General features: G+C 39.2%; 26 protein-coding genes. 21 read left to right on the top strand and 5 right to left on the bottom strand.

The features are described 5' to 3' along the window. Position 1 precedes the first annotated feature (1 nt). The 8 genes from GSM42_RS03885 to GSM42_RS03850 are packed head-to-tail and all read left to right on the top strand — an operon-like array spanning position 2 to position 8132. Positions 2–1102: an NADH-quinone oxidoreductase subunit D gene (locus GSM42_RS03885; protein WP_160800230.1), complete on the top strand. Its 1101-nt coding sequence runs from the start codon at positions 2–4 to the stop codon at positions 1100–1102. Beyond that, positions 1102–2079, top strand: a complete 978-nt coding sequence (gene nuoH, locus GSM42_RS03880; protein WP_160800228.1) for an NADH-quinone oxidoreductase subunit NuoH — start codon at positions 1102–1104, stop codon at positions 2077–2079. Before GSM42_RS03885 ends, nuoH begins: the two co-directional genes overlap by 1 nt. Positions 2080–2097: 18 nt before the next feature. Further along, positions 2098–2559, top strand: a complete 462-nt coding sequence (gene nuoI / locus GSM42_RS03875; protein WP_160800226.1) for an NADH-quinone oxidoreductase subunit NuoI — start codon at positions 2098–2100, stop codon at positions 2557–2559. Then, the gene (locus GSM42_RS03870; RefSeq protein ID WP_160800224.1) at positions 2556–3053 is read left to right on the top strand and encodes an NADH-quinone oxidoreductase subunit J; all 498 of its coding nucleotides are present in this window, start codon (positions 2556–2558) and stop codon (positions 3051–3053) included. The genes nuoI and GSM42_RS03870 overlap by 4 nt, the downstream gene beginning before the upstream one ends. Next, positions 3054–3359, top strand: a complete 306-nt coding sequence (gene nuoK / locus GSM42_RS03865) for an NADH-quinone oxidoreductase subunit NuoK (RefSeq protein ID WP_160800223.1) — start codon at positions 3054–3056, stop codon at positions 3357–3359. 14 nt (positions 3360–3373) lie between these two features. Beyond that, positions 3374–5218, top strand: coding sequence for an NADH-quinone oxidoreductase subunit L (gene nuoL, locus GSM42_RS03860; RefSeq protein WP_202404768.1), 1845 nt, complete (start codon positions 3374–3376; stop codon positions 5216–5218). Beyond that, a complete protein-coding gene (locus GSM42_RS03855; protein WP_160800221.1) occupies positions 5218–6681 on the top strand; it encodes a complex I subunit 4 family protein in 1464 nt (487 codons plus the stop codon). The genes nuoL and GSM42_RS03855 overlap by 1 nt, the downstream gene beginning before the upstream one ends. A 2-nt stretch (positions 6682–6683) precedes the next feature. Next, positions 6684–8132, top strand: coding sequence for an NADH-quinone oxidoreductase subunit N (locus GSM42_RS03850; RefSeq protein ID WP_160800219.1), 1449 nt, complete (start codon positions 6684–6686; stop codon positions 8130–8132). 373 nt (positions 8133–8505) lie between these two features. Here GSM42_RS03850 and GSM42_RS03845 read toward each other — a convergent pair whose 3' ends face one another. Then, on the bottom strand, positions 8506–8865 hold the full coding sequence (locus GSM42_RS03845) for a hypothetical protein (protein ID WP_160800218.1): 360 nt from the start codon (positions 8863–8865) through the stop codon (positions 8506–8508). 731 nt (positions 8866–9596) lie between these two features. On the opposite strand from GSM42_RS03845, the gene GSM42_RS20930 reads away from it, so the two are divergent. Then, entirely contained in the window at positions 9597–9731 is a 135-nt protein-coding gene (locus GSM42_RS20930; protein WP_275402117.1) for a hypothetical protein, read from the top strand. Positions 9732–10213: 482 nt separating this feature from the next. Here GSM42_RS20930 and GSM42_RS03840 read toward each other — a convergent pair whose 3' ends face one another. Next, on the bottom strand, positions 10214–10447 hold the full coding sequence (locus GSM42_RS03840) for a hypothetical protein (RefSeq protein WP_160800216.1): 234 nt from the start codon (positions 10445–10447) through the stop codon (positions 10214–10216). A 37-nt stretch (positions 10448–10484) separates the two neighbouring features. Between GSM42_RS03840 and GSM42_RS03835 the strand changes: the two genes are divergently transcribed. The 7 genes from GSM42_RS03835 to rbsK all read left to right on the top strand — a co-directional run bounded on the left by GSM42_RS03835 (position 10485) and on the right by rbsK (position 17588). Further along, entirely contained in the window at positions 10485–10682 is a 198-nt protein-coding gene (locus GSM42_RS03835) for a hypothetical protein (protein ID WP_160800214.1), read from the top strand. A gap of 935 nt (positions 10683–11617) precedes the next feature. After that, complete coding sequence (locus GSM42_RS03830) at positions 11618–11830, top strand: hypothetical protein (protein WP_160800212.1); 213 nt, start codon at positions 11618–11620, stop codon at positions 11828–11830. A 541-nt stretch (positions 11831–12371) separates the two neighbouring features. After that, entirely contained in the window at positions 12372–13394 is a 1023-nt protein-coding gene (locus GSM42_RS03825) for a LacI family DNA-binding transcriptional regulator (protein WP_160800210.1), read from the top strand. 127 nt (positions 13395–13521) lie between these two features. Continuing rightward, positions 13522–14187 (top strand): deoxyribose-phosphate aldolase, encoded by a 666-nt coding sequence (deoC, locus tag GSM42_RS03820; protein WP_202404767.1) that lies wholly within the window; start codon positions 13522–13524, stop codon positions 14185–14187. 42 nt (positions 14188–14229) lie between these two features. Further along, entirely contained in the window at positions 14230–15567 is a 1338-nt protein-coding gene (gene fucP / locus GSM42_RS03815) for an L-fucose:H+ symporter permease (protein ID WP_160800208.1), read from the top strand. Positions 15568–15641: 74 nt separating this feature from the next. Continuing rightward, complete coding sequence (locus tag GSM42_RS03810) at positions 15642–16655, top strand: aldose 1-epimerase family protein (protein WP_160800206.1); 1014 nt, start codon at positions 15642–15644, stop codon at positions 16653–16655. A 12-nt stretch (positions 16656–16667) separates the two neighbouring features. Then, positions 16668–17588 (top strand): ribokinase, encoded by a 921-nt coding sequence (gene rbsK / locus GSM42_RS03805; RefSeq protein WP_160800204.1) that lies wholly within the window; start codon positions 16668–16670, stop codon positions 17586–17588. A 599-nt stretch (positions 17589–18187) separates the two neighbouring features. On the opposite strand, the gene GSM42_RS03800 is transcribed toward rbsK, so the two are convergent. Continuing rightward, on the bottom strand, positions 18188–18745 hold the full coding sequence (locus tag GSM42_RS03800; protein ID WP_160800202.1) for a redoxin domain-containing protein: 558 nt from the start codon (positions 18743–18745) through the stop codon (positions 18188–18190). Positions 18746–18779: 34 nt separating this feature from the next. Continuing rightward, positions 18780–19490: a Crp/Fnr family transcriptional regulator gene (locus GSM42_RS03795; protein ID WP_160800200.1), complete on the bottom strand. Its 711-nt coding sequence runs from the start codon at positions 19488–19490 to the stop codon at positions 18780–18782. A gap of 145 nt (positions 19491–19635) precedes the next feature. Here GSM42_RS03795 and GSM42_RS03790 point away from each other — a divergent pair, with 145 nt between their 5' ends. The 5 genes from GSM42_RS03790 to GSM42_RS03770 all read left to right on the top strand — a co-directional run bounded on the left by GSM42_RS03790 (position 19636) and on the right by GSM42_RS03770 (position 23437). After that, a complete protein-coding gene (locus tag GSM42_RS03790; protein ID WP_160800198.1) occupies positions 19636–19878 on the top strand; it encodes a DUF1146 family protein in 243 nt (80 codons plus the stop codon). A gap of 70 nt (positions 19879–19948) precedes the next feature. After that, a complete protein-coding gene (locus tag GSM42_RS03785) occupies positions 19949–20662 on the top strand; it encodes a YwmB family TATA-box binding protein (RefSeq protein ID WP_160800196.1) in 714 nt (237 codons plus the stop codon). Between the two features lie 20 nt (positions 20663–20682). After that, complete coding sequence (gene murA / locus GSM42_RS03780) at positions 20683–21978, top strand: UDP-N-acetylglucosamine 1-carboxyvinyltransferase (protein WP_160800194.1); 1296 nt, start codon at positions 20683–20685, stop codon at positions 21976–21978. A 169-nt stretch (positions 21979–22147) separates the two neighbouring features. Next, positions 22148–23143: a stage II sporulation protein D gene (spoIID, locus tag GSM42_RS03775; protein WP_160800192.1), complete on the top strand. Its 996-nt coding sequence runs from the start codon at positions 22148–22150 to the stop codon at positions 23141–23143. 69 nt (positions 23144–23212) lie between these two features. Next, positions 23213–23437 carry a hypothetical protein gene (locus tag GSM42_RS03770; protein WP_160800190.1) on the top strand — a complete coding sequence of 75 codons (225 nt, stop codon included), beginning with the start codon at positions 23213–23215 and terminating at the stop codon, positions 23435–23437. Between the two features lie 68 nt (positions 23438–23505). Here the strand turns inward: GSM42_RS03770 and splB are convergent, their stop codons facing one another. Continuing rightward, positions 23506–24525, bottom strand: coding sequence for a spore photoproduct lyase (splB, locus tag GSM42_RS03765; RefSeq protein WP_420820961.1), 1020 nt, complete (start codon positions 24523–24525; stop codon positions 23506–23508). Between the last annotated feature and the right edge of the window lie 223 nt (positions 24526–24748).

Here is a 24748-nt window from a genome sequence, read left to right as displayed (position 1 = left end):
CATGATACGTACAGAAGAGATGCTCTTAAATGTGGGACCGCAACATCCTAGTACACATGGAGTACTCCGCTTGTTAGTGAAAGTGGATGGAGAACGGATTGTGGAAACAGAGCCAGTAATCGGCTACCTGCATCGAGGGACAGAAAAATTAGCAGAGGATTTAACTTATACACAAATCATCCCCTATACAGACCGGATGGATTATCTGTCTGCAATGACTAACAATTATGCGGTCGTGCATGCAACAGAGAAGTTAATGGGATTAGAAATTCCAGAGCGAGCAGAATTTTTGCGTGTGATCGTGATGGAACTCAATCGGGTAGCTAGTCACTTAGTTTGGATGGGTACATATTTACTCGATATCGGTGCAATGAGTCCATTTCTGTACGCTTTTCGTGACAGAGAGCAGATCTTAGATTTGTTTAATGAGCTATGTGGGGCGAGATTGACATATAACTACATGCGTGTCGGTGGAGTAAAATGGGATGCACCAAAAGATTGGATTGGCAAAGTAGATCATTTCGTCTCGTATATGCAAAAGCAAATGAAAGAATATCACCAGTTGGTGACTGGTAATGAGATCTTTATCCAACGTACCAAGGGAATTGGAGTCTACGATCAAGAAACAGCTATTAACTTTGCCTTATCGGGGGCTAACTTACGTGTGACTGGTTTAAATTGGGATTTGCGAAAGGACGCTCCTTATTCGATCTATGAGCAGTTCACGTTTGATGTTCCAGTAGGAGAAGTGGGAGATCTTTATCAAAAATATCTTTGTAGAATGAAAGAAATTGATGAATCATTAAAAATTGTTGCACAAGCAGTAGCAAATTTCCCATCAGAAGGAAAAATTATGGGGAAAGTCCCACGCGTACTTCGTGTACCGGAGGGAGAGGTGTATGTTGGGATCGAGTCCCCTCGTGGAGAACTTGGTTGTCATATTGTAAGCAAAGGGAAAGACAAACCTTGGCGAATCAAATTCAGACGACCATCTTTTTATAATCTACAAATTCTCCCGACTTTACTCAAGGATGAGAATCTCTCTAACTTGGTTGCTATCCTTGGTGGTATCGATATCGTATTAGGGGAGGTAGATGGTTGATGAATACGCTCCTTTTGTATTTGGGGCCAGTTATATTGTTGCTGATCGTTCTTGGGTTTGTTACGTATGCTATTTTGGCAGAGCGCAAGGTGATCGGTTGGATCCAAGGCAGGATAGGCCCAAACCAAGTAGGGCCTTGGGGATTGTTGCAAACAGTTGCTGATATCGTAAAGCTACTTATCAAAGAAGATACGATCCCAAAAAACGCAGATAAAACTCTATTTAAATTATCCCCTATCATTGCCTTTGTTCCAGCTTTTGTCGTTCTAGCCGTGATGCCTTTTAGCTCTCAAATTCAGTTCACGGACATTGGAGTCGGCCTTCTCTATTACATGGCTATTTCTAGTATAACAACGATTGGCATTTTGATAGGCGGATGGGCATCTAATAATAAATATGCACTACTTGGAGGTATGCGCTCAGCTGCCCAGATGATAAGTTATGAAATTCCGCTTGTAATGTCGGTGGTAGGGATTGTACTGACAGTCGGTTCACTCAATCTGAACGATATAGTAGAAGCTCAACAGAAAACATGGTTTATTTTTCCTCAGATTATTGGATTTGTCGTATTTATTATTTCATCTGTATCCGAGTTAAATCGAACTCCATTTGATTTGCCAGAAGCAGAATCAGAGTTGGTTGCAGGTTACCATGTAGAATATAGTGGATTTCGATTTGCGTTTTTCATGTTGGCCGAATATGTATACATTTTTGCCATGTCTTCCCTTACTACTGTTTTGTTTCTTGGTGGATGGAATGCGCCTTTCGGTTTTACTTTTTTACCAGGAATCGTTTGGTTTATCATAAAATTTAGTGTCGTAGTGTTTTTCTTATACTGGGTACGTGCTACAATGCCAAGGATTCGCGTTGATCAACTCATGCAATTTGCATGGAAAGTGTTACTTCCTGTTGCACTTGCTAATATCATTCTCACCACGTTGTTAAAAGAAGTGCCATTTTTGACTCACTATTATTAAAAAAGGGAGGTTCTAAAAATGCTTGGGCTAATCAAAGGGTTAAATGTTACGCTAAAAAATATGGTGAAACCAAAAGTAACTTATAATTATCCACAAGAGCCTTTAGAAATGCCAGATCGCTTCCGAGGTATTCAATATTTTGATCCAGATAAATGCATTGTTTGTAATCAGTGTGTTCGAGTATGTCCCACGGACTGCATTTCGCTTACAGGAAAGAAAAACCCTGATCCAAACCAAAAAGGAAAAGTAATTGAGACATATAATATCAACTTTGAAATTTGCATTTTATGCGATTTATGTACAGAGGTTTGTCCGACAGAAGCTGTTGTAATGACCAATAACTTTGAGCTGTCTACGTATTCTCGTGATGAATTATTTAAAAATAGCGAGTGGTTGTTTGCCAATGATGAAAATATCCGCTCTGAAAATACACTCAACCCGATTCCGGTTAAAAAGCCTACAGGAGGGACTCCCTCATGAACGCAGAGTTCTTTGCTTTTTCGCTCTTTTCGGTTTTTGCGATTGGAGGGGCTGTGTTTTTCTTAAATGCGATACGAGTTATGCATATGGCATTGTCGCTTGCATTTACATTTTTCAGCCTTGCTGGCATCTACCTCTTGTTGCAGGCTGAGTTCCTTGCCGTAGTACAAGTGTTGGTTTATGCAGGTGGGATCTCCATTTTGATGATATTTGGAATTATGCTTACGAAACCAGAAGAAAGTGGAGCAAGCAAGTCATTTCAACTTCATCAATGGTTAAGTCTCATTGTTGTCACGGGATTTTTCCTTGTTATCATGCTAATTATTTATCAAAATCCGATCTTTGCCCCAACAGTAAAAGTTTACAGCCCTAGTGTGCAAAGTATTGGGACTACATTGTTTAAGGACTATGCCATTCCATTTGAACTTGCATCTATTTTGTTACTGGTTGCTCTCATTGGCGCGATTGTATTGGCACGAAAGGAGCAGAAATAAATGTACCTAACTTCTTATCTAGCACTTGCAGCTATTTTATTTTGTATTGGGTTGTATGGTGTGCTGACCAAGCGTAATGCTGTTATGCTCCTATTTAGTGTGGAATTAATGCTTAATGCTGTTAACTTGAATTTGGTTGCTTTTTCTCGGTTGGGTTTCTTTCCAAATATAGAAGGACAAATATTTACGTTTTTCACGATTACTGTCGCAGCCGCTGAAGCCGCTGTAGGCTTAGCAATCTTAATCGCTTTGTACCGGAAAAAAGAAACGGCAGAAGCAGATCAATATAACTCACTGAAAGGATAAGGATGGTGATCAAAATGATAAATTTTGCATGGACAATTCCATTGCTCCCACTCCTTGCCTTTTTGATACAGTTAACTTTGCGTACAAAAGGTAAAAAATTATGGGTCTCTTGGATTGGAGTAATTTCCACTTTTCTAGCTTTTCTCTATGCAGTTTTTTTACTATTGCAAAGTTTTGTATGGAATAGGGCTATAACAGATTGGAAAGTAGATTGGTTACATATTGGATCCAATGTCATAACAGTTGGTGCTAGTTTTACACCGATTCAGATAGCCATGCTGTTTATTGTTTCTTTGGTTAGTTGTTTGGTTCAACTCTATTCCATGGGATATATGAAAGATGATGGGAGGAGCAATACCTTTTTTGCTTACCTGTCCTTGTTTACTTTTTCCATGCTAGGGTTAGTCATCTCCCCTAATTTTTTAGAACTTTATTTCTTTTGGGAGCTCGTCGGTGTTTGCTCTTTTCTATTAGTTGGTTTCTACTTTGACAGAGAGTCAGCAAAACAAGCGGCAAAGAAAGCGTTTATCGTGACACGTATTGGTGATGTTGGTTTATTTATCGCGATTTGTTTACTTTATTGGCAAGTGGGAAGTTTTGATTTTGCTGTTGTGAAGCAAGCAGTGGATACGAATCAACTTTCCGCAGGAATGCTCACGCTCATTGCAATCTTGATATTTGTGGGTGCAGTAGGGAAATCAGGGCAATTTCCATTGCATACCTGGTTACCAGATGCAATGGAAGGCCCAACGCCTGTAAGTGCTTTGATTCATGCGGCAACAATGGTAGCGGCTGGTGTATTTTTGATTGCAGAAACGTATTGGTTATTTGAAGCATCTCCTACAGCTCTGACAGTTGTTGCTTACATTGGGGCTTTTACGGCACTATTTGCAGCAGTTATTGCATTGACTCAAACTAATATCAAACGAGTGCTAGCCTATTCGACAATCAGTCAACTTGGCTATATGATGCTAGGGCTTGGTTCACTTGGTTATGGAGCAGGTTTTTTTCATCTTTTGACTCACGCATTTTTTAAAGCATTGCTTTTCCTAGTAGCAGGAGCTGTGATTGTAGCATTTCGCCATGAACAAGACATCAGAAAAATGGGTGGTTTGTGGAAACAACAAAAATGGCTGGCAGTAATGTTTTTAATCGGTAGCTTAAGTATCGCTGGTATTCCGCCCTTTTCCGGTTTTTTCTCCAAAGATGAGATCTTTTTAGCTGTGTATCACAGTGGGAGATATACATTGTTTGTTGCAGCACTTTTAGCCGCTTTTTGTACTGCTTTTTATATGTTCCGGGTGTATTTTCTTGTTTTTACTGGAAAAGAACCGGGAGAGAAGACAAAATCTTTATCTTGGCATTTTCAAGTACCGATTTGGATTTTAGCGTTCTTTTCTATATTTGCAGGCTTCGTCCAATTTCCAAGTCATATATTAGGAGAATGGATTGGTGTAACAGAGAGTTCGACACTATGGTGGATTCCTGTTGCAGTGACTCTGATCGCATTGTTAGGTGTATTTTTGGCTTATGCGATTTACCAAAGAAGATGGGTGTCTGCTGCTAAAATTGCAAAATATAGCGGATTTGGTTACCGACTATCTTATCGCAAATTTTATGTCGATGAATGCTACCAAGCGGTTTTTGTGTGGACTTTAAAAGGATTAGGCTGGATATTGATGGGATGGGATAGATTTATTCTCGGAGGCGTTGCACAGTTTATCAAATTGTTACCTAGACAGTTGGGAGAGATTGGTTCCTTTCTTCAAAATGGTCAAGTACAAAGATATCTCCTTATCAGTATCTTCGGTACTCTCATTCTTCTTCTATCCATCACAGCAGGGAGGTTAATTGGCTGATGGGGATTTTATCCATTTTACTTTGTGTACCGTTAGTTGGTGTTTTGGTACTCCAGTTCTTTCCAAAAAGGAAGTTTTCAGCTCATCGTGTCATTGCCAATCTGACTACCTTTGTTACCCTTATTTTGACTATTTATCTTTATTTTCCGTTTCAAACAGGACAGGAAATGCAGTTTGTAGAAAAAGTTTCTTGGTTTACATTCGGTTCATTTGAACCCATTTCATATAGCATTGGATTAGATGGTCTTTCTCTGCCATTGTTAATGTTGACAACATTGGTCAGTTTTATTGGGTCAATCGCTTCGATCTATATCAAGGAACGTACCAAACAGTATTATTCTCTATTTTTATTGTTGGAAGTAGGGACAATTGGGGTTTTTCTCGCAACAAACCTCGTTTTATTTTTCTTTTTCTTCGAACTAACCTTAATCACCATGTTTTTCTTAATTGGCATTTGGGGTTATTCCAAAAAAGAGCGAGCTGCTTATCAGTTTCTCATTTACAATGGGCTAGGTTCTGCTTTTTTGCTGATAGGTATTGTGGGAATCTATGTTTATTTTGGATCAGTTGATTATGATTCATTGATGAAAGTGATACCTATTAGTAGTTTTAATCCATTTACGTGGACTTTGCTTACTCTATTGCTCGTCGCATTTGCGATCAAGTTGCCTATTTTCCCTTTTCATCGCTGGATGCTTCTTGTTCATGTGCAAGCACCTCCTTCTGTAGTGATGATTCATGCCGGAATCCTATTGAAAATGGGAGCCTATGGAATGCTCCGTTTTGGTGTAAGTCTGTTTCCGGATTATATGGAGTATATTTCTACGCTACTTGCGGTGTTTGGGTTGATCAATTTGTTGTATGGTGCGATCTTAGCATTTGCACAGCAGGAGTTGAAAAGCGTACTAGCATATTCCAGTATAAGTCATATGGGGATCATTCTATTGGGAATAGCAGCCGCCAATCAAGTAGGCTTACAAGGTGCTGTACTTCAGTCGATTTCCCACGGTTTATTATCTGCACTATTCTTCTTCTTGGTTGGGGCACTTTATGAACGAACAAAATCTACCCAATTAGAAAACCTTGGAGGATTGGCTAAATCGATGCCAATCTACTCAGGGATCTTAATGGTGGCAAGCCTTGGTTTGCTCGGTTTACCAGGGTTATCCGGGTTTGTAAGTGAATTTTTCTCCTTGCTGGGATTGTTTGAAAGACATCCTATCTACGCTTCAGTTGGCACTCTGGGATTAATCTTAGCAGCAGTTTATACTTTACGTGCTCTCCTTTCTGTCAGTTTTGGAGAACAAAAGAAATCTATTTCTCATCAAGATATTGCATGGAAAGAATGGTTGCCGATGTTTTTCTTGGTCGTAACCATTGTCGGTATTGGTGTCTACCCGGATCTCATCAGCAGTACCTTAAATCATACATTAGAAACCATTGTTTCAGATTGGAGGGGATAAGGATGAAGCAAATGGCGATGGACCTTTCTCCTGAGTGGATTTTGTTAGTAGGGATTGCACTCATTTTAATCGGAGAAATTTTGTTACGAGAAAACAGTTCGCGTTTTATTTTAGGGTTGATAGCTGGTCTTACGGTGACTGCCTCTGGCTTGTTTGTAATTCTCCAGGGAAAGGAAGTTATCAGTCTATTTTCAGATAGTTACGTGAGCGATCCTCTGATTCGATCGATAAAATTATTGTTGATTGTAGGTACTCTGCTCGTTGTGATTCTCTCATTTTCTGAAAAGCTTGCTGCAAAAGGGGAATATTATCTGCTTCTTCTGTCAGCTCTACTTGGGGCGATGACATTAGTTAGTGCAGCTGAGCTTGTTATGCTGTTTGTTAGTTTAGAACTTCTTAGCCTCTCCGCGTATGTACTGGTAGGAATGCATCAAGAAAGGCTTGCCTCTAGTGAAGCTGCATGGAAGTATGTTGTGTATGGTGGAGCATCCTCTGCTTTTCTTTTATATGGAATGTCTTTTTTCTATGGTCTTACAGGCACCACTTCTTTAACAGAGATGTCCGGAAATTTGGCAGTTGCCTTTACCAATAACAATGAGATGTTATTGTATTTGGGGTTTTTTCTCATATTGGTAGGTATTGGCTTTAAAATCGCTGCGGTACCTTTTCATATGTGGGCTCCAGATATATACCAAGGTGCACCAACTACGATAACTACCTTTCTGGCTGTAGTTTCGAAGATTGCTGGGTTTGCCTTTATGCTTCGTTTCTTAGGAAGTTTATTTGGAACACAAGGGATACAGTCTGTTCTACATGGTGTGGTTATTCCAGCTTTATTGGTCCTTTCGATTTTATCGATGATAGTTGGAAATGTTATCGCCTTAAAACAATTCCATTTGAAAAGAATGCTGGCATATTCGAGTATCGGTCATGCTGGTTATATGATCATAGCCATCATTACTATTTTATTGGGTGGCGAATCCGTCGCATATTCTAGCTTGTATTATTACTTTGTAGCGTATTTACTAGCTAGCACAGGTACATTTGCTATACTACAAGTAGTAGCACAGGATAAAAGCCCAGACAGAAGAGTGCTGAGTGGATTACATAAGCGATCCCCCTTGCTTGCATTTTGCCTCTCCGTATTTTTATTATCCTTAGCTGGTATACCATTTACAGCCGGATTTATTGGTAAACTTACTATTTTGGTAGGTGCATTTGGCAATAGTTTGTTTTGGGTAGCTGGAATAATGTTACTCACAACAGTGATATCCTACTATTATTACTTTCGGCTTATTCGTCAGATGTATTGGCAGGAAGATGAGAAGGCAGAGAAGGAAAGAGTATCATGGTCTGCGGGTTTTGTGATCGCATTAACCCTGATTGGTACATTTTTATTTGGAATCATGCCGCAGATTCTGTTACAGGGCATAGGAAGTTGGTTCATGTAGTTTGGTTGGAACTAGTATAAAGAAAAAAACGGACTTTGATGGTGCTTCATCAAAGTCCGTTTTTTTATATATCAGAGCTTGTTGCATGATTCCATATAAAAGCGAAATAAAAGCGAAGATGCCCGCGGATGGAGCGTCCTTTGTCGGTTAGGGGCTGCAGACGCGGAAAACGCAATCATCAAGCGACTTCATTACATGTTTAAACTGTATTTATGCAACAACCTCTATCAAAAAATTGTTGTGACAGTAAGAAAATGACATGGGTGTGGATCGAGGAATGATCCTCAACCCATACCAGAAATTATAATAGGATATCGTAAAAAAACAAACAACTTAGAATAAAAACTACTGAGTTGTTTGTTTTTTATCTAAATTATATTTTTAAAAAATCTTCTGTGTTCACGAGTGCCCGAACCATCCGCGGATGTAGTGGCAATATCAAATCAGCATCTTCTTTTTCATATGTCCCGCTGCGATTGAGAACATGGATTACTTTCGTACGTATTTTATAATAATTCATGGTTGAATCAAGTGGCTCTGTGGATGGGGAGGTGTAAGGAATCATCCCAATTACATCTGCCAGCAGCACATGGTAGGTCATGTTTGGTTTTTGAAAAATAAATTCTTTATTAGTCAATGTATATCGATAAGGATATTTCACCTGAGAGATCAGTAATTCTCCCGAAAAACGCTTGATAGGTATGAAATCTGTATAAATTTTGTATACCCCCAAACATATTTGGATTACTACTATTGTAACATAAGAATTCGATTGTGATTTGGGAATTATTAGCTGAAAGAAATAATCGAGTGTTAGAAGAATGAAATCGTGAACTACTTCTATTAAATCATCATAATTACAGACAAATTCGATACTGTAATATTCTACACTTAACCTGGACTATGTTAAAGAATCATCTGTTTCACGATCTCTAAAAAAACGAGCAGCCTTTTCGAGAAAACCAAGAGCGAGTCCTAACTGATAATAAAGTTCAGGAGATTTAGGGGTTAAATCTGTGATACTTGATAGAAAATATTTTTGATTTCTCACTAATCTACAGGAGGCAATTGTTATGTCTGAATTAATTCAAATAGATTAGTCGTTGTCTTATGATTTAGCCGACTCTATCTTACAGATGTAGATAAGCGAACTGAAAGTTTTATCCATATTTACGCAATTATCAGGAAAATCTCGAGAGATACAAGAGATTCCCTTGGCAAGTCATAGATTTTAGTGTTTGGGAGGCAGAATGCAGCAAATCGAAAAAGATTGTTCAAATCATGGAAGAGCAAGGTTTAGATATGGTTTCTGGTAAAGAAGGATCTCCATAATTTATCCAGTCACACAATAAATGACATCGAGTCTGGGATCTAGCCAGAACCTTAGAATTGGACACTAAAGAAATAATAGATACGATGCATTACATCTTTAAGCAGCATGAGGAAGGGTTAGGAGAGGAAGAGGTGCATTTAATGAATCAAGAATTAATACCATTGACTTCTTTTTTAAAGGGTTATAAACCATCGCTAATCTGTAATGTAGAAGGTGAAATTACGGATGATATATCGAGACAAGTATCAAACTATCCTCATGTGTAAATAGAGATTTAGGTTAAGCTCAGCCACAGCACATGTTTTTACTATTATACGTTTATTTAGCTAAATTATCTAATTTTTAAATTATTTGATAACAGATTTGCTTACATGAAAGCAGTTGCGTTTCCAAAAAATTAATTTTCGAAGTTAATTTCAAGTTTTCCTCAAAATAGCGAATAAACAAAGAGAGGGAGTTTAAATTGCCATAACATGAAAAACGACTAAAATAAAAGTACATTTTGTTAGACAATCCTAGGAGAGCCATGTTCGCTACCATCCACAAACCATTCCCTTTTTCGGTACATATGGTGCCGGATCTTCGCTTGATCGAGTGGTCCCTCACCCAACCGGTGCAGACCGTCTATAAAACTCGACGCTTGCGTAAGACTAAGGACACCTGCTACTACTTCGTGGGGATCTGCCCGAAGTTGCAGATCGCGGTTAGCTTCCTTAAGGGTATCTCCCTCGTAACCCTTCCTGATGAGTCAACATACACCCGTACCCTTTGCGACTACAAGTGGAGAGTCAATGAAGTCAATTTCCACTGTATGCATGGCAAGTACATGGATACGACACACTACAATCTCAGGTGGTTTGACCCAGTCTTCAGAGAGATAGACTTCCTCCATGTCAACAATATCAAGTCGTCGTGGATGATCGGTTCCGACGAGCCGTTGAAGCAGGTCTTCGACCAATGGAATGCCGAGGGATACGAACAACCGTACACTTCTATTTCTAAGATGTCGTGGGAGGAGGATGGATACCATCACACTATCACGCTGGTTCAGGGAAGAAGATCCCTCTCCAGAACAATACCTTTCAGCAGCGCAAGTACTGGCTACACACTCGTTGGAGCAACGGCCAGTGGGAGATCGTCTGGAAGGAAGAAATCCTTATCTTCGAAAACACACGATCCACGATCGACTGATCAGAACACCCGAAACGGTCCAGTAGTTGAACTACTGAATCGTGGGTATGATGAGTAGGGGTGATACGTTAACCCGAAGATTCGCTAGGATGGAAGAGTGTAACTGCCGAAAGAACAGGTGAAAGAAGCGGTGGGTGCAGTCCCTGAGGAAACAACATCTCGCTCGACTTGATCGTGTGACAAATGGGCTGCTAGCATAGGAATTCCCTGGGCCAGAAGCCCCGACCTTTTTGTCATTTGAGCATACCAATCCAAATAAAATGTACAATCCGCCCATTACCTTCGCAACTTACAACAAACGATTCTTGCTAACACTCGCCCATCCTGGCCGATGTCATATAATAACTGGTGAGTTATTTTTTGTAGTGTAGATCGAATGGTTAAAAAGAGAGTAATCGGATGATCACTCTTTACATGCCAATATCAGTCTGGAAAAGCTTGCTGCAATTTTTCCATCGTTTCTCTTCTCTTTTCGCCATCACAAAATTTACACCTTCCACCTTCTCGAAAGGTTTTTAATCTTGTATAAGAGATTCTTCCACAAGAACATCGGTACTTATATCACTGCAATATCCCTTTGTAGTCACTCAACAGCTAACCCTACTTAAGCTAATCCTTCAGTTATCTAATCAAGGGTATTTTTGTTGAATTCCATGTTTTTGCATTTGAACTTGAAAAAATTCGTGAACAAGAACAGTATTTACTTGAACAGGGTCTTTATAGACATACATACTGCATTTTTAATATATTAGGAAACCAATAGAAATAGTACATTCCCCTATAAAATGAAAAGAGTGTTGAAAAACATTCTTTTATATTTTCCAATGGAGGGTATCATTTTCCTTTTTATAAGAATAAAAAAATAAGTTATTATCTTAGCACTTCTTTCCATGTAAAATAGAGGATAGAGGATTATCCTTATGAGTCTTCTATATAAGACAGGATAGAGGTAGGAAAGGAAATGATTTTCTTAAAATTTTCCCTTTTTATTTTGCCAATTTTAGCATATTTATTCGGGCACTTGTTATATGTAGGGTTAAAGAGAACATACCGCACACAGAAAATCTCGATTCCAGGACTGGGGATTTGGGTAGCTGGGTTATTGATTGGCGTTGTTATTATTTTATTACTCTTATTCATTTTTGGGTTTGGATTAGCATATTGGCTCTTTTAAACGGGAAACCTCTCTTCATGTTGGGATGGGAGAGGTTTATCGATTTCGAATATCCAAAGTCAGGATAATCAACTAAATTTGTGGAACAAATATAAAACGAAATTATTTATTTGAGGTTGTTGCATAAATAATTTGAATGATGGACAAAGTAGCTTGTTGTATGTTTTACACGTCAGTTGTTGAAAAAACACAAAGGACGCTATACCCATCAATTCGAGACTAGGAGATTAGAGAGACTTGTGCCTCTTCCTTAGGTGCATGAGGTAGATAATAGAAAAGTGATCGGTATATGGAGTATGGATAAAAGGACAAGTTAAGCATTTATTGGATGACACTAAAAAAATGAATGTAAGAGTTAAAAAGTATCTTTGAAAGCGCATACAAAATATCTTGCTTTTTTATTTTTTTGATGTTATTGTACATGCAAGGACAAAAATCTAAACGTTTACATGAAAGAATAAAAAGTTAATTTGAATGGATGTTTATTTTATCTATTTTTTTAATGGAAAATCTAAACGTTTACATTTTGGGAGTTTTGAAAATGCCTTCTAAACCTAATATTCAGGATGTGGCTAAGCTAGCCAATGTATCCATTGCAACTGTTTCTCGGGTGATTAATAACCAAGGAGGTGTTCATAGAGCAACAGAGGAGAGAATACAAAAGGCTATTGATGAACTAGGATATATCCGTAATGCAGCAGCTAGAACAATAAAGCGGAAAGAAACCAATACGATCGGTGTAATTGTTCCTGACATTAAAAATCCCTTCTTTCCGCTTGTGATGGCTGGAATTGAGCAAAGAGCTCGTGAGAAACACTACTTCACGATGTTAAGCAGTACAAATGAGTCACCAATAATAGAAGAAAAGATTGTGAAGAATTTTATTGAGCGAGGCGTGGATGGTGTCATTATCACCACAGCAAATGAGAATGGTGATCATCTGAAGCTGCTTCATGATCAAAAGATTCCTATTGTAGCGGTTGACCGCAACATCAAAAGATTCGAAGTAGATACAGTTTTAGTCGATAACGTGAAGGGATCCTATCAAGCAGTTCAGCACTTGATACTTCAGGGGCATGAGAAAATTGCGATTATTTGTGGTCCGCAAAATACGACGCCTGGACATGAGAGATTTTTGGGTTATAAGAAGGCGCTGGAGAATTATAATATTCTTTTTGATGAGCGCTATGTGATTCAAGGAGACTTCGGCGAACAAAGTGGTTACCAGGTAACCCATGAACTTTATTCCCTTGAGGATAAGCCTACTGCAATATTTTCTTCGAATAACTTGATGTCAATTGGTTGTATGAAAGCATTGAATGACTTGAATTGGGAGCTTGGCACAGAGGTATCATTTATAGGTTTTGATGATATTGATATTGCAACATTTTTAAAACCAAAACTTAGTGTTGTTTCAAGACCAATGAATGCGATTGGAGAGGTCGCGTTTCAGCTTTTGTATGATCGAATTTGTTTTAAAGAATCGCTTCAGAAACGGGAGTATTTATTATCTCCTGAGCTAATCATCAGGGGATCTTGCCGATTAGGAAAGAAGACTTTTTAAATGATGAACATGGAATGTTATTTGTTAAAAGAGAACTAATGGGCGATATCTATCAAAGTGCCCGTTTTTTAAAAAAATAATAGCGCTTTCATTCCATGCATTTCCTTAAGAAAGAAGGAATATCCAAATGGACACAGCAAAAATGATTGATCACACCCTGTTAAAACCAGAGGCAACACAGGAAGAGATTATAAAACTATGTGCAGAGGCAAGAGAATACGGATTTGCTTCTGTATGTGTAAATCCGGTTTGGGTAAAAGTTGCAGCAGAAGAGCTGAAAGGGAGTAATGTGAAAGTTTGTACCGTTATTGGCTTTCCACTTGGGGCCTCAACTACTGCTGTCAAACGTTTTGAAACAGAAGATGCAATCAAGAATGGTGCAGAAGAAGTAGATATGGTAATGAATATTGGATTACTAAAGTCTGGCGAAGATGAAGTGGTAGAAGCTGATATTCGCTCAGTTGTAGAAGCCGCCCGCGGTAAGGCGCTTGTAAAGGTGATTATCGAAACATCTCTACTCACAGAGGAAGAGAAGGTACGAGCCTGCGAGATTTCTATGCGCGCTAGTGCGGATTTTGTAAAAACGTCAACAGGATTTGGATCAGGTGGTGCAACAGTGAAGGATGTGTTACTAATGCGCAAAGTTGTTGGGAACAAATTAGGTGTAAAGGCATCAGGTGGAATTCGTGATTGGAATGATTTGAAATCCATGTTAGAAGCAGGTGCAAATCGCATCGGTGCAAGCTCTGGGGTAAAGATTATGAATGGTCAAGCTGCTGAGGGTCAGTACTAATCATTTTAAAAAATGAAAACACACAACAAGGGGATGTTACAAATGCAAAGCAACAACATCATTCAATTGCCAGACGGATATTTGAATCGCACCCCTGTTTTTCAATTTATTTTATTGTCTCTATTGTTCCCGCTATGGGCGGTGGCAGCAAGTTTGAATGATATTTTGATCGCCCAGTTTAAGCACGTTTTTGAACTAAGTGATTTTGCAAGCGCTTTAGTACAGAGTGCATTTTACGGTGGATATTTTCTCATCGCCATACCAGCTTCTATAGTAATTAAGAAAACGAATTATAAGTTTGCAATTATTACGGGATTACTTTTCTATATTGCAGGTTGCTCGTTATTTTATCCAGCTTCCCATATGGCTACCTATACCATGTTTTTGTTCGCGATTTTCTCCATTGCTATTGGATTGGGTTTTCTCGAGACTGCTGCAAATACGTACAGTTCCATGATTGGACCACGTAAGTATGCTACTCTTCGATTGAACATCAGCCAAACGTTTTATCCGATTGGTGCCATTGCAGGGATTTTGCTAGGGAAATATCTTGTGTTTCAAGAGGGGGCAAGTCTTGAGGCGCAGATGGCAAAAATGTCTCCAGTAGAGGCACATGCATTTGGTCTGAAAATGTTACAACATACACTTGAGCCATATAAATATATTATTTTCGTCCTTATCGGTATTCTGGTGCTGTTCATTCTTACAAAATACCCTGCTTGTAAACCAGTGGTGCAAAGTACAAAAAATTCAAAAGAATCACCTGGTATTATACAGACCCTGAAATATTTAGGTGGAAATGGGCGTTTTCGCAAAGGGATCATGGCTCAATTTTTATATGTAGGAATGCAGGTAACAGTCTGGTCATTTACGATTCGGCTTGCACTCAACCTTAATCCTGAAATCAACGAACGTACAGCTTCAACGTTCATGGTATATAGCTTTATTGCCTTTTTTGTAGGAAAGTTTATCGCCAATTTCCTGATGACTCGTTTTTCACCATCTAAGGTATTGTTCAGCTATTCTATTATTGGCTCCGTCCTGCTTGCTTATGTAGTATTGGTGCCAAATATGACAGCTGTGTATGCAGCTGTTGTGGTAAGCATGTTGTTTGGACCATGTTGGCCGACGATCTATACGCAAACACTTGGAGTTGTAAAAGAGAAGAGATATACAGAGATTGCTGGAGCAGTTCTCGTTATGTCTATTGTCGGAGGAGCTGTTGTACCAGCAGTACAAGGATATATATCTGATTTATTAGGTTCCATGCAAACCGCTTTTCTTGTACCGATGGCATGTTTTATCTACGTTGGTTTCTATTTCTTTGGAGAAATGAAGAAACAGAAAACATTGGAGAATGTTGAAGAAGAATCAGTTTAATAAGAAATTGACTTGGGTAAGGGCAGCCAGCATCGGCTGCCTGATTGTTTGAAACAGCGAAGGGGATGACAAATATGACAGGGATAATAGAACTGCAACGGGAATTTTTTAAGGAAAACAGCAAAGTCATCTTTCGAAACAATGCATTTGCAGTAAGCGTATTCCGGTATTCATCAGGGATAGAAGCGCTGGAGCTCATAAACTCACGCGGCAAAATGGTTGTTCTTCCTTATATGGGCCAAATGATTTGGGATTTGGAATTTGATGGTGTAGATCTTAAAATGAAGAACATGTTTTCAGAGCCGAAAAGGGCAGATGAAATCATAGATACCTATGGATGTTTTGCTTTTCATTCAGGATTGATCTCGGGTGGATGCCCAGGACCTGAGGATAAACATGGGTTGCACGGAGAAATGCCATGTGCCAAGATGGACAGGGCTTGGCTTGAAATAACCAATGAGGGCATAAGAGTTTGCGGCGAGACAGAGTATATAAAGGGATTCGGACATCATTATCTCGCTTGTCCAAGTGTTGAAATGTTTAGCAGTCAATCCTTTATTCAATTGAATATGACGGTGAAAAATCTTTCTGGCATGGAGATGCCACTTCAATATATGTGCCATACAAACTATGCTTATCTGGAAAATGGGGTAATGAAGCAAAACTTTCCAGAGAGTATTTTCATGCTTAGAGAGTCGATTCCAAATCATGTGAAGCCGACTGAGAAATGGATAGATTATAATAAGAAGTTATTTAGTGGAGAGGAAACAATCGCTGTATTAAATCAGTCAGATTTGTATGATCCTGAAATCGTATTTTTTGCAGATGAGTTAGATCGTTATCAGGAGGAAGCTGAGTTTGAAATGGTTTCACCAGATGGAGTTACTTTCTTTACTAAATTTCCAACTGCAGAATTGAATTATGCGACTCGGTGGTTATTGCATAATAGTGATCAGCAAGTAGGAGCGTTTGTACTGCCAGCCACATGTCGCCCCGAAGGGTTTCTCGCTGCGAAAAGAGCAGGAACACTAATCAAGCTCCGTTCAGGGGAAGAAAGATCATTTACAGTTGTAACCGGAAAGAAGTAGGGAGGAATAAATATGGATATAGCGGTAATTGGTTCTAACATGGTGGATCTCATTTCATACATTGATCACATGCCAAAAGAAGGAGAAACGCTTGAGGCACCAGATTTCGAGATAGGTTGTGGAGGCAAGGGGGCAAACCAAGCTGTAGCAGCTGCCAAAATGGGATCAAAAGTTATGATGATAACGAAGGTTGGTGATGACCTCTTTGCAGATAATACCATTCAAAATCTGGAAAGCTATGGAATTGATACAGAGTTTACAACTAAAGTTCCTAGAACATCAAGTGGTGTTGCCCCGATTTTTGTGGATCCAGAGTCAAGAAACCGTATCTTGATTATTAAAGGAGCAAATCAGTATCTTCTGCCTGAGGATATTGATCAAGCAGCAGAGAAACTGAAAATTTGTTCACTTATTGTGCTGCAGATGGAAATTCCACTCCAAACTATTTATCATGCGATTGATTTTGGTAATGAACATGGCATTCCTGTTATTTTAAACCCAGCACCTGCGACAAAAGACTTAGATTTTGACTATGTATGCAAATGTGATTTTTTTATTCCGAATGAATCCGAACTAGAGATACTAACAGGTAGGCCTGTGGATAATGCAGAACAAATCCAAGAGTCTGCATTATCTCTGATTAAAAGAGGTTTAAAAAACGTGATAGTAACAATGGGCAGCCAAGGAGTGATGTGGGTAACGAGAGAGGCATCCCAGACTGTTTCTTCACATAAAGTGGCGGCTATCGATACAACGGGCGCTGGTGACGCATTTATTGGGTGCTTTGCTCATTTTTTTGTACAAAATGGCGATGTTCTTCATGCGATAAAAAAAGCTACAGCCTTTGCAACGTTAAGTGTTACAAAACGAGGTACACAGATCTCCTATCCAAGTACGAAGGAATTAGAGCAGTTTATAAAGATGCAGGTTTAACTAATTTTACAAAAAGTGAAGCCCATTGGGGATCCAGAAAAACAAAATCCTCTCGCCGTTTTGTGGGAGAGGATTTTTTATATGGTCGTTCATTATTCGCACGGGCGCAGCATTCAGCGAACACTGCACCAATCTCTCTCAATCTCCGTAAGGGAAGACTGCCGGCCGAGCAGCATGCCTTAGAAAACTGAAAAAGTTGGACAACACTTGGGTAGACACCATCCCGATAAAGGTGGCGGTAGACAAATTGTAATTCGATTCGCGACTCGAATTACAAGCCTACCGTCCCAATACCAAGAATGGGAGTGTGTTTAGTCCCGTGCCGACCTTAGGTCGGCTAACTATGCTCTCGCATACTTTCGACTCCAATGAGGCCGACACGTATTATAATTAAATTTATTATATATCTAATTTTCCTTTTTTTCAACTAAGTAGTGAGAGAAATTTTCTATTTGTCACTTTAGTTGAGCAAATTTACTAACATTTTTTTCAAATCCGCTTGCTATACACGTCTTTTGAGTCTGTTGTAAAGAGCGACAAAAGACGTGTATATCTTCATTTGAAATTTTCTGTATCTATATTTACTCATATAGAGTTTATTAATTCCTTTCTACAAATTGATCGATTATTTTCAAAGGCAAATGATCATGGACGGATTGATTATAATGGGCGACTTTGATGATGCCCTTCTCATTAATTAAAAACTCAGCAGGTATACGATGGAAATTGGAACCTTCTTCATGGGTAAGTTGCAATCCAGCTGCTTCTACTTTTGCAGTTAAACTACTCATTGTTTGTTTGTCAGCGAGTAATCCTTGTACTTTTTCTTCTGAAGTTTCTACTCCATACAAATCATATATTTCAGCTTTTGGATCAGCGACTAAGGCAAAAGGGGATTGTTGTGTGCCAACATGTGCCTGTACGTTTTCTATGGGAGATTCAAAAAAAGCTATAATCTCCAATCCTTTTTCATTCCAAAAGGGATAACGGTTGATGAGTTGACGTACTTGCAAGTTACATAGAGCACATGCAGCATTACGAAAGAAAGCTATTAGTACTTTTTTGCCGAGGTAGTTTTTCAAATGAATGGTTTTTCCATATTGATCCTGCTTCTGAAACGAGGGTGCTATTTCTCCTATGTTTCGTTTGATTGTCATGAATTGTTCCTCCTACGTCAAAATTATTTTGTAATTACATAATAGGAGGTTTGACAAGATTGTTCTGTGACTTAGTCACCAAACAGTTTTTTAGAGAGTTTCTTTTTTTGATTCTCACCCAACCTCTACCGGTTTCAATCCATTCTTTTTTTCGATACTTCTGCAAAGTGCGACTGATCACTTCGCGAGCTGTCCCTATTTCACTAGCTAATTCGTGATGAGTCAGGTAGATGGTAGGCTCTTGGATGGTGCTTCTTTGAAGTAGGGTTTTCACCAAACGTATATCGATGGACTCCAATTGACGTTTTTGTAGTTGATCACTCATATTCATCATTCCATTTAATATCCCACTAAAAAAGGTATGACGGATGGATTCGTGATGAAGTATCCAATTTAGAAAGCTTTGTTTTCGTACGAATAATGCTTCTACTTCTGTCACTGAAACAATAGATCCTGGATAATCCCTTCCACTTAGTCCGCTTAATGTTAGTAATCCACAAACTTCACCTTCCGAAAGTGTATGGAATACTGTTTCATTTCCATTGTCTGCTATGAACGTAATCTGAGCTGTACCCCCTAGCAAAAACATACTATATATGTTGCTGTCTCTTTGTGTAAAAAAGCAGGTTTTAGGTGGAGATACTTGTATGACAGGCTCAGCTCTTGCCCATTCTTTTTTTTCTAATACGCTTAGGAATGGGAAAACGTTCCTTATTTTGGATTTTTGGAATGGTGTTAACATCATCGTCTCCTTTTTGATAGTAAAATGGTAATAACTAGCATTTCTAACCTATTTCTCGAATACTCTCAAAAAATGTTTTGCGGTGTTCATCTGTTTACTGTACGATAGACATGTTGTGTATTAACCGTGAACATAAGGGGTGCATATCATGGAGCAAGCAACAGAACTTGGTGTTTCCTCACTCACAAACATCATTTTCTCTCTTACATTGATTGCCTTTACATGGTGGGTGCTACTCCGTGTTCGGATCGAAGAGATTTTAAAAATAAAAGAGCCTTGGTTTGCATTTATTGTCATGATGATATTATCGATCATCATTGGTCATCAGTTAGCGCTTTTTTTTATCAATTATCTCGATTGGTCGCGAATGATTAGCCAATACCTTTTTTGACAACAACATTTGTATAAACTCTCTCTGACACGTACAAAATGGATAAAAATGGTTATAGGGAGAGTTTTCTATGTTGCGTTGGATCGGAATTTTGCTCCTGAGTAGTATATTTCTAATGGGCAGCAGTCAAGTAGAATCAGTTGTACCACAAAGACTCCTTACTGTTGTAAACGACATGGAAATAAACCCAACAACATATGTCGTTCATCATAGTGGGAGAACAAGGAACCTGTTTACGCCTTCACAAGCAGAACAAAAAATGCGACAATGGGTGAATGAGCTTTCGCTTGCCAAAATGGAAAAGAAAATGGATCAAGATGGTATCCGCTACGACGCATCAGGCAAATGGGGAAACTTAGAGGTCTCCTTCTATATGATCATCGACCAGCCAAATGCGAAAGTTTCAGAACCATATGTAGCGATACAAGTAACAGGTCATGGACGACCAAAAGGTGATTGGCCAAAATCGGCGGAACGAATCCAAAAATTCCTTTACCAACAAGAAATTCCTACACATTTGCATTATTCGATACAAGGAAATATAGAACATTCTACTGATACATTAAAGATAGCACATAACATAGTAAAACAATTACATGCCAAAGAAATAGAAGGAATGGAAACGGATCAAACTGTGAGTATATCAGCATACTCACCAATGTTTTCTGAAAGCATCCAAACTCGAGGAGGGACGATGAACCTCCAAGTAGCTACTCATCGCGATATGCGTTCTGGGAAGCTGGTAGTCACGATTGGTTCTCCAATCATTACCGTAGAATATTAGATCATCTGGGGGGAATACATGTGGAAAAAATTATTGTACAAGGTGGAAACCGTTTGCAGGGAAAGGTGAAGTTACATGGGGCTAAAAATGCGGTACTTCCATTAATAGCTGCATCTATTTTACCAGCAAGAGGCAGTATTACGATTTTGGAAGTACCAATGTTAGACGATGTGAAGACGATTACGGAGATGTTAGTTAGTTTAGGGATTAAAGCAGAACTAGGTGAGGATCGTGTTCACATTGATGCCCAAACTTTCCAAACGACACAAGCTCCTTATGATTTAGTGCGAAAAATGAGAGCTTCGTTCTTGATCATGGGTCCACTTTTGGCAAGAAAAAAACATGCACGAATTCCATTACCAGGTGGGTGTGCGATTGGTAGCCGTCCAATTGACCAGCATCTGAAAGGTTTAGAGGCAATGGGTGTTCAGTTTGAGATTGAAGCCGGGCATATTGAAGGTCGTGTAGCTGATCGTTTACACGGTGCAAGTATCTATCTCGATTTCCCAAGTGTAGGTGCTACGCAAAATATTATGATGGCAGCTAGTTTGGCGACGGGTCGTACTGTGATTGAGAATGCAGCATGTGAGCCAGAAATAGTGGACTTGGCTAATTTCCTTAATGCAATGGGGGCCAATGTGCGTGGAGCTGGTACGGATGAGATTCGCATTGATGGAGTAGATTTCTTACATGGTACAGAGTACACCGTCATTACAGACAGAATTGAAGCCGGGACTTACATGGCTGCTGCGGCAATCACTCGAGGTGAAGTGTTTGTAGAAGGGGCGATAGCTGATCACCTTACCCCACTTATTGCGAAACTCCGGGAAATGGGTGTTCAAGTTATGGTGAGTGAAGATGGTATTTTAGTTCGTGCAGAAGGAGAACTAAAACCAATCGATGTCAAAACACTCCCTTATCCTGGATTTCCAACTGACTTGCAATCACAGGTTATGGCACTACAGTTAACCGCAAATGGTACTAGCTTAATGTCTGAAACTGTTTTTGAGAATCGATTTATGCATGTAGAAGAGCTAAAACGAATGAGTGCACATATTAAGATTGATGGCAGAACAGCTGTTATCGAAGGTGGTCATCCATTATCAGGTGCACAAGTAACGTCTACTGATCTTAGAGCTGGAGCAGCATTGATTTTAGCTGGGTTAGTTGCTGATGGTGTAACAGAAGTTTCTGGTTTGCATCATGTGGATCGCGGCTATGTAAATATCGTTGGAAAACTACAAGCTCTTGGGGCAAAAATCGAACGAATTACGTCAGATGAAGAAGTTTCTGCGACGCAGCATTCTTTCGCATAAACCAGATTCATGCTATCTATCTTATAATTTATTAGTTGGTACAAAACCGCCTTATATTATCACGATATAGGCGGTTTTTCTATATGTTGTCTCTAATCAGCTAATAGTTCTAATCTACTAATGCTCCTAATAGAATGAGAGAACGATTCCTTTATTAGGAGGTTTTTGTTTGTCACAGAATTGTAGAAAGCTTGGACTGCTTTGCACTCTTTTTTTGGTGCTTCCCCTTTGCATTGTGTTAATCCCAGTAGTGTTAGTAGACTTTCAGAATTCAGGCGTGTTCGTAGATGCATTGTCTTCACGTAATAAAAAAGATGCTACAGAACAATCCAATATAAAAGTAAGAGTCGCGTTTTCAAACCAGCAGACAACTATTACTGTCCCTTTGGAAGCGTATGTTCGAGGAGTAGTGGCTGCAGAAATGCCTGCTGACTTTGAATTGGAATCCCTTCGGGCTCAAGCAATGGCTGCTCGTACCTATATTTATAGTCGTGTAAAAAACAATCAAGCCACCGTAACAGGGACAGTAAAAGATCAAGTCTATGCCACAGACGAGATGCTGAAAAAGAAGTGGGGAATACAATACCAACAAAATTTAGCCAAAGTAAATACAGCGGTAAGATCGACAAATGGAAAAATCATCACATATCAGAATAAGCCAATCTATGCTGCTTTTTTCTCTACTAGCAATGGCTATACAGAAAATTCCGAGGATTATTTTAAACAACCTTATCCCTATTTACGCAGTGTTTCTTCCGCATGGGATAAACAATCCCCTAAATTTATCAAGACAAAGACGTTATCAATCGTCTCGATCGTAAACAAGCTGGAAAAGTATACAGGTCAAAAATTGTCTGCAACTGCTTTATCCAAATCAGGGAGTATAAAAATTATTAATAAAACTATTGGAAAACGTATTTTACAAATCAAAATAGGGGATCGTGTTTTCACAGGTAGACAAGTAAGAGAAGCTCTAGGATTGGCATCCTCTGATTTTTCTTGGAAGCAAAGAGGCAGTCGAATTACGTTTACTACATATGGGTTTGGCCATGGGGTGGGTATGAGTCAATGGGGAGCTAATTTGTTGGCAAAACAGGGGAAAACAGCAGAGGAGATAATTGCTCACTATTACCAGAAAGTGCAAATTAAAAATATAAAGAATTAGTTGAAATAGATTTATATTTCTTCTATAATCAGAAAGAATTTATCCGAGATAACTAGAAAAGAAGGCCTCATGGTTAAGGAACTGAATACAACAGAGAAGATCCTCCACGATAAGGATGGCAACGAGATCCCGCAGACACCGATGCCTGCTTATGCTAGGGATGGTGTAGTTCACCGTCTCCCAGATGAACAAAAAGATACTATCCTCTATGTAGCAGAAGATGTAATGCGGACTGTAGAGAAGCTAGTAGAAAATGAGCAGATGAAGAGCCGGGACGATCTTCGAATAGCTTAAGGTTCTATCTCTTGTTGGAAAAGGGACTGTCATGGCAAAGAGCTGTGGCAGTCCCCCACTTATATTTTCTAAGTTAAATAACTGATCTCAGCTTGTGGAAAGTACTGTTCCACTAATGTCTTCATATGTACGCGAATGGCCTCCATATGTACATCTTGATAAACATATTTGGTCCGACCATAACGCCCCCACTTTTTCTTCCGTTCTTCTTCGTTCATTTCTAACTTTGTTTTTGGATAGCGTTTCTCGATAATGTTTTTTGCTGTTTTGGTAAATCGATGGGTGATCAGCTCAAACGTAAGGTCATCAACATGAGGTAAGGTGTCATGGAGTTTATGAATGAGATCTGCATATTGATCTTCCCAACCGTCAAAAATCATGATAGGTGCAATGATAAAACCCAATGGATATCCAGCTCTAGCTACTTTACCAGCAGCTTCGATCCGATCTGCTAAGGGAGATGTCGCTGGTTCAAAGTTTTTGACAACGTAATCGGCATTTACACTAAAACGAAATCTCGTATGTCCATTATGTTTGGCATCAAGTAAGCTGTCGACATTGGCATATTTGGTTACAAAACGCAGTCTGCCCAGCTCTCGTTCTCCCATAAATTCAATGGCTTTTTTCAGTGACCCAGTGATATGTTCAATCCCTACTGGATCGGAAGTACAAGCTGCTTCAAATCTCGTTACCTCAGGAGATCTTTCTGCGATATATTTGTCGGTTGCTTGAAAAATATCATCTAAATTGACATAAGCACGTACATAAGGACGTGCGCCCATCGTTGTTTGCAAGTAGCAGTAGTGACAGTGTCCCATGCAGCCAGTGGCTAGTGGGATCGCATATTCAGCAGATGGTTTAGAAGTATCAAAAGTGAGTGTTTTGCGAATTCCAACAACTAGCGTACGCTTTGCAATTCGATATTTTTCAAGTTCGGTATCTCCAGGTAAACTCGTAATTCGATTGTGTGAGGTAGTCATCTCCACAGGGATACTTGTGTGTTTGTATTTTTCGTACAGCTCTTTTCCAAGGGGGTAATCCAAAGCTGCTGGTTCAAAGTAAACCAAGTCCGGTTGAAAGGGTTTCATGTGTCTACTCCTGTGTATGTTTGCCATTATGGTTCCCTCTAGGATAGTAGAGAAGTATATATAAATTTTTCCATACCATCGGGTACATAAAAAAACTAGTTCCCATATCGGAAACTAGTTTTTGTTTTTCATGCATCTATTTTTTATTGAATTGTTGATCGTTGGCCCTGCTGTAGTTGAGAAAAACCTACAGCAGGGCTCCACCTCAGAAAGACGAGGTCAT

This window comes from Shimazuella alba (genome assembly GCF_009831235.1).
Lineage (GTDB): Bacteria > Bacillota > Bacilli > Thermoactinomycetales > Thermoactinomycetaceae > Shimazuella > Shimazuella alba.
Note: the sequence above shows the minus strand (reverse complement) of the source record. Positions and strands in the feature narration are given on the sequence as shown.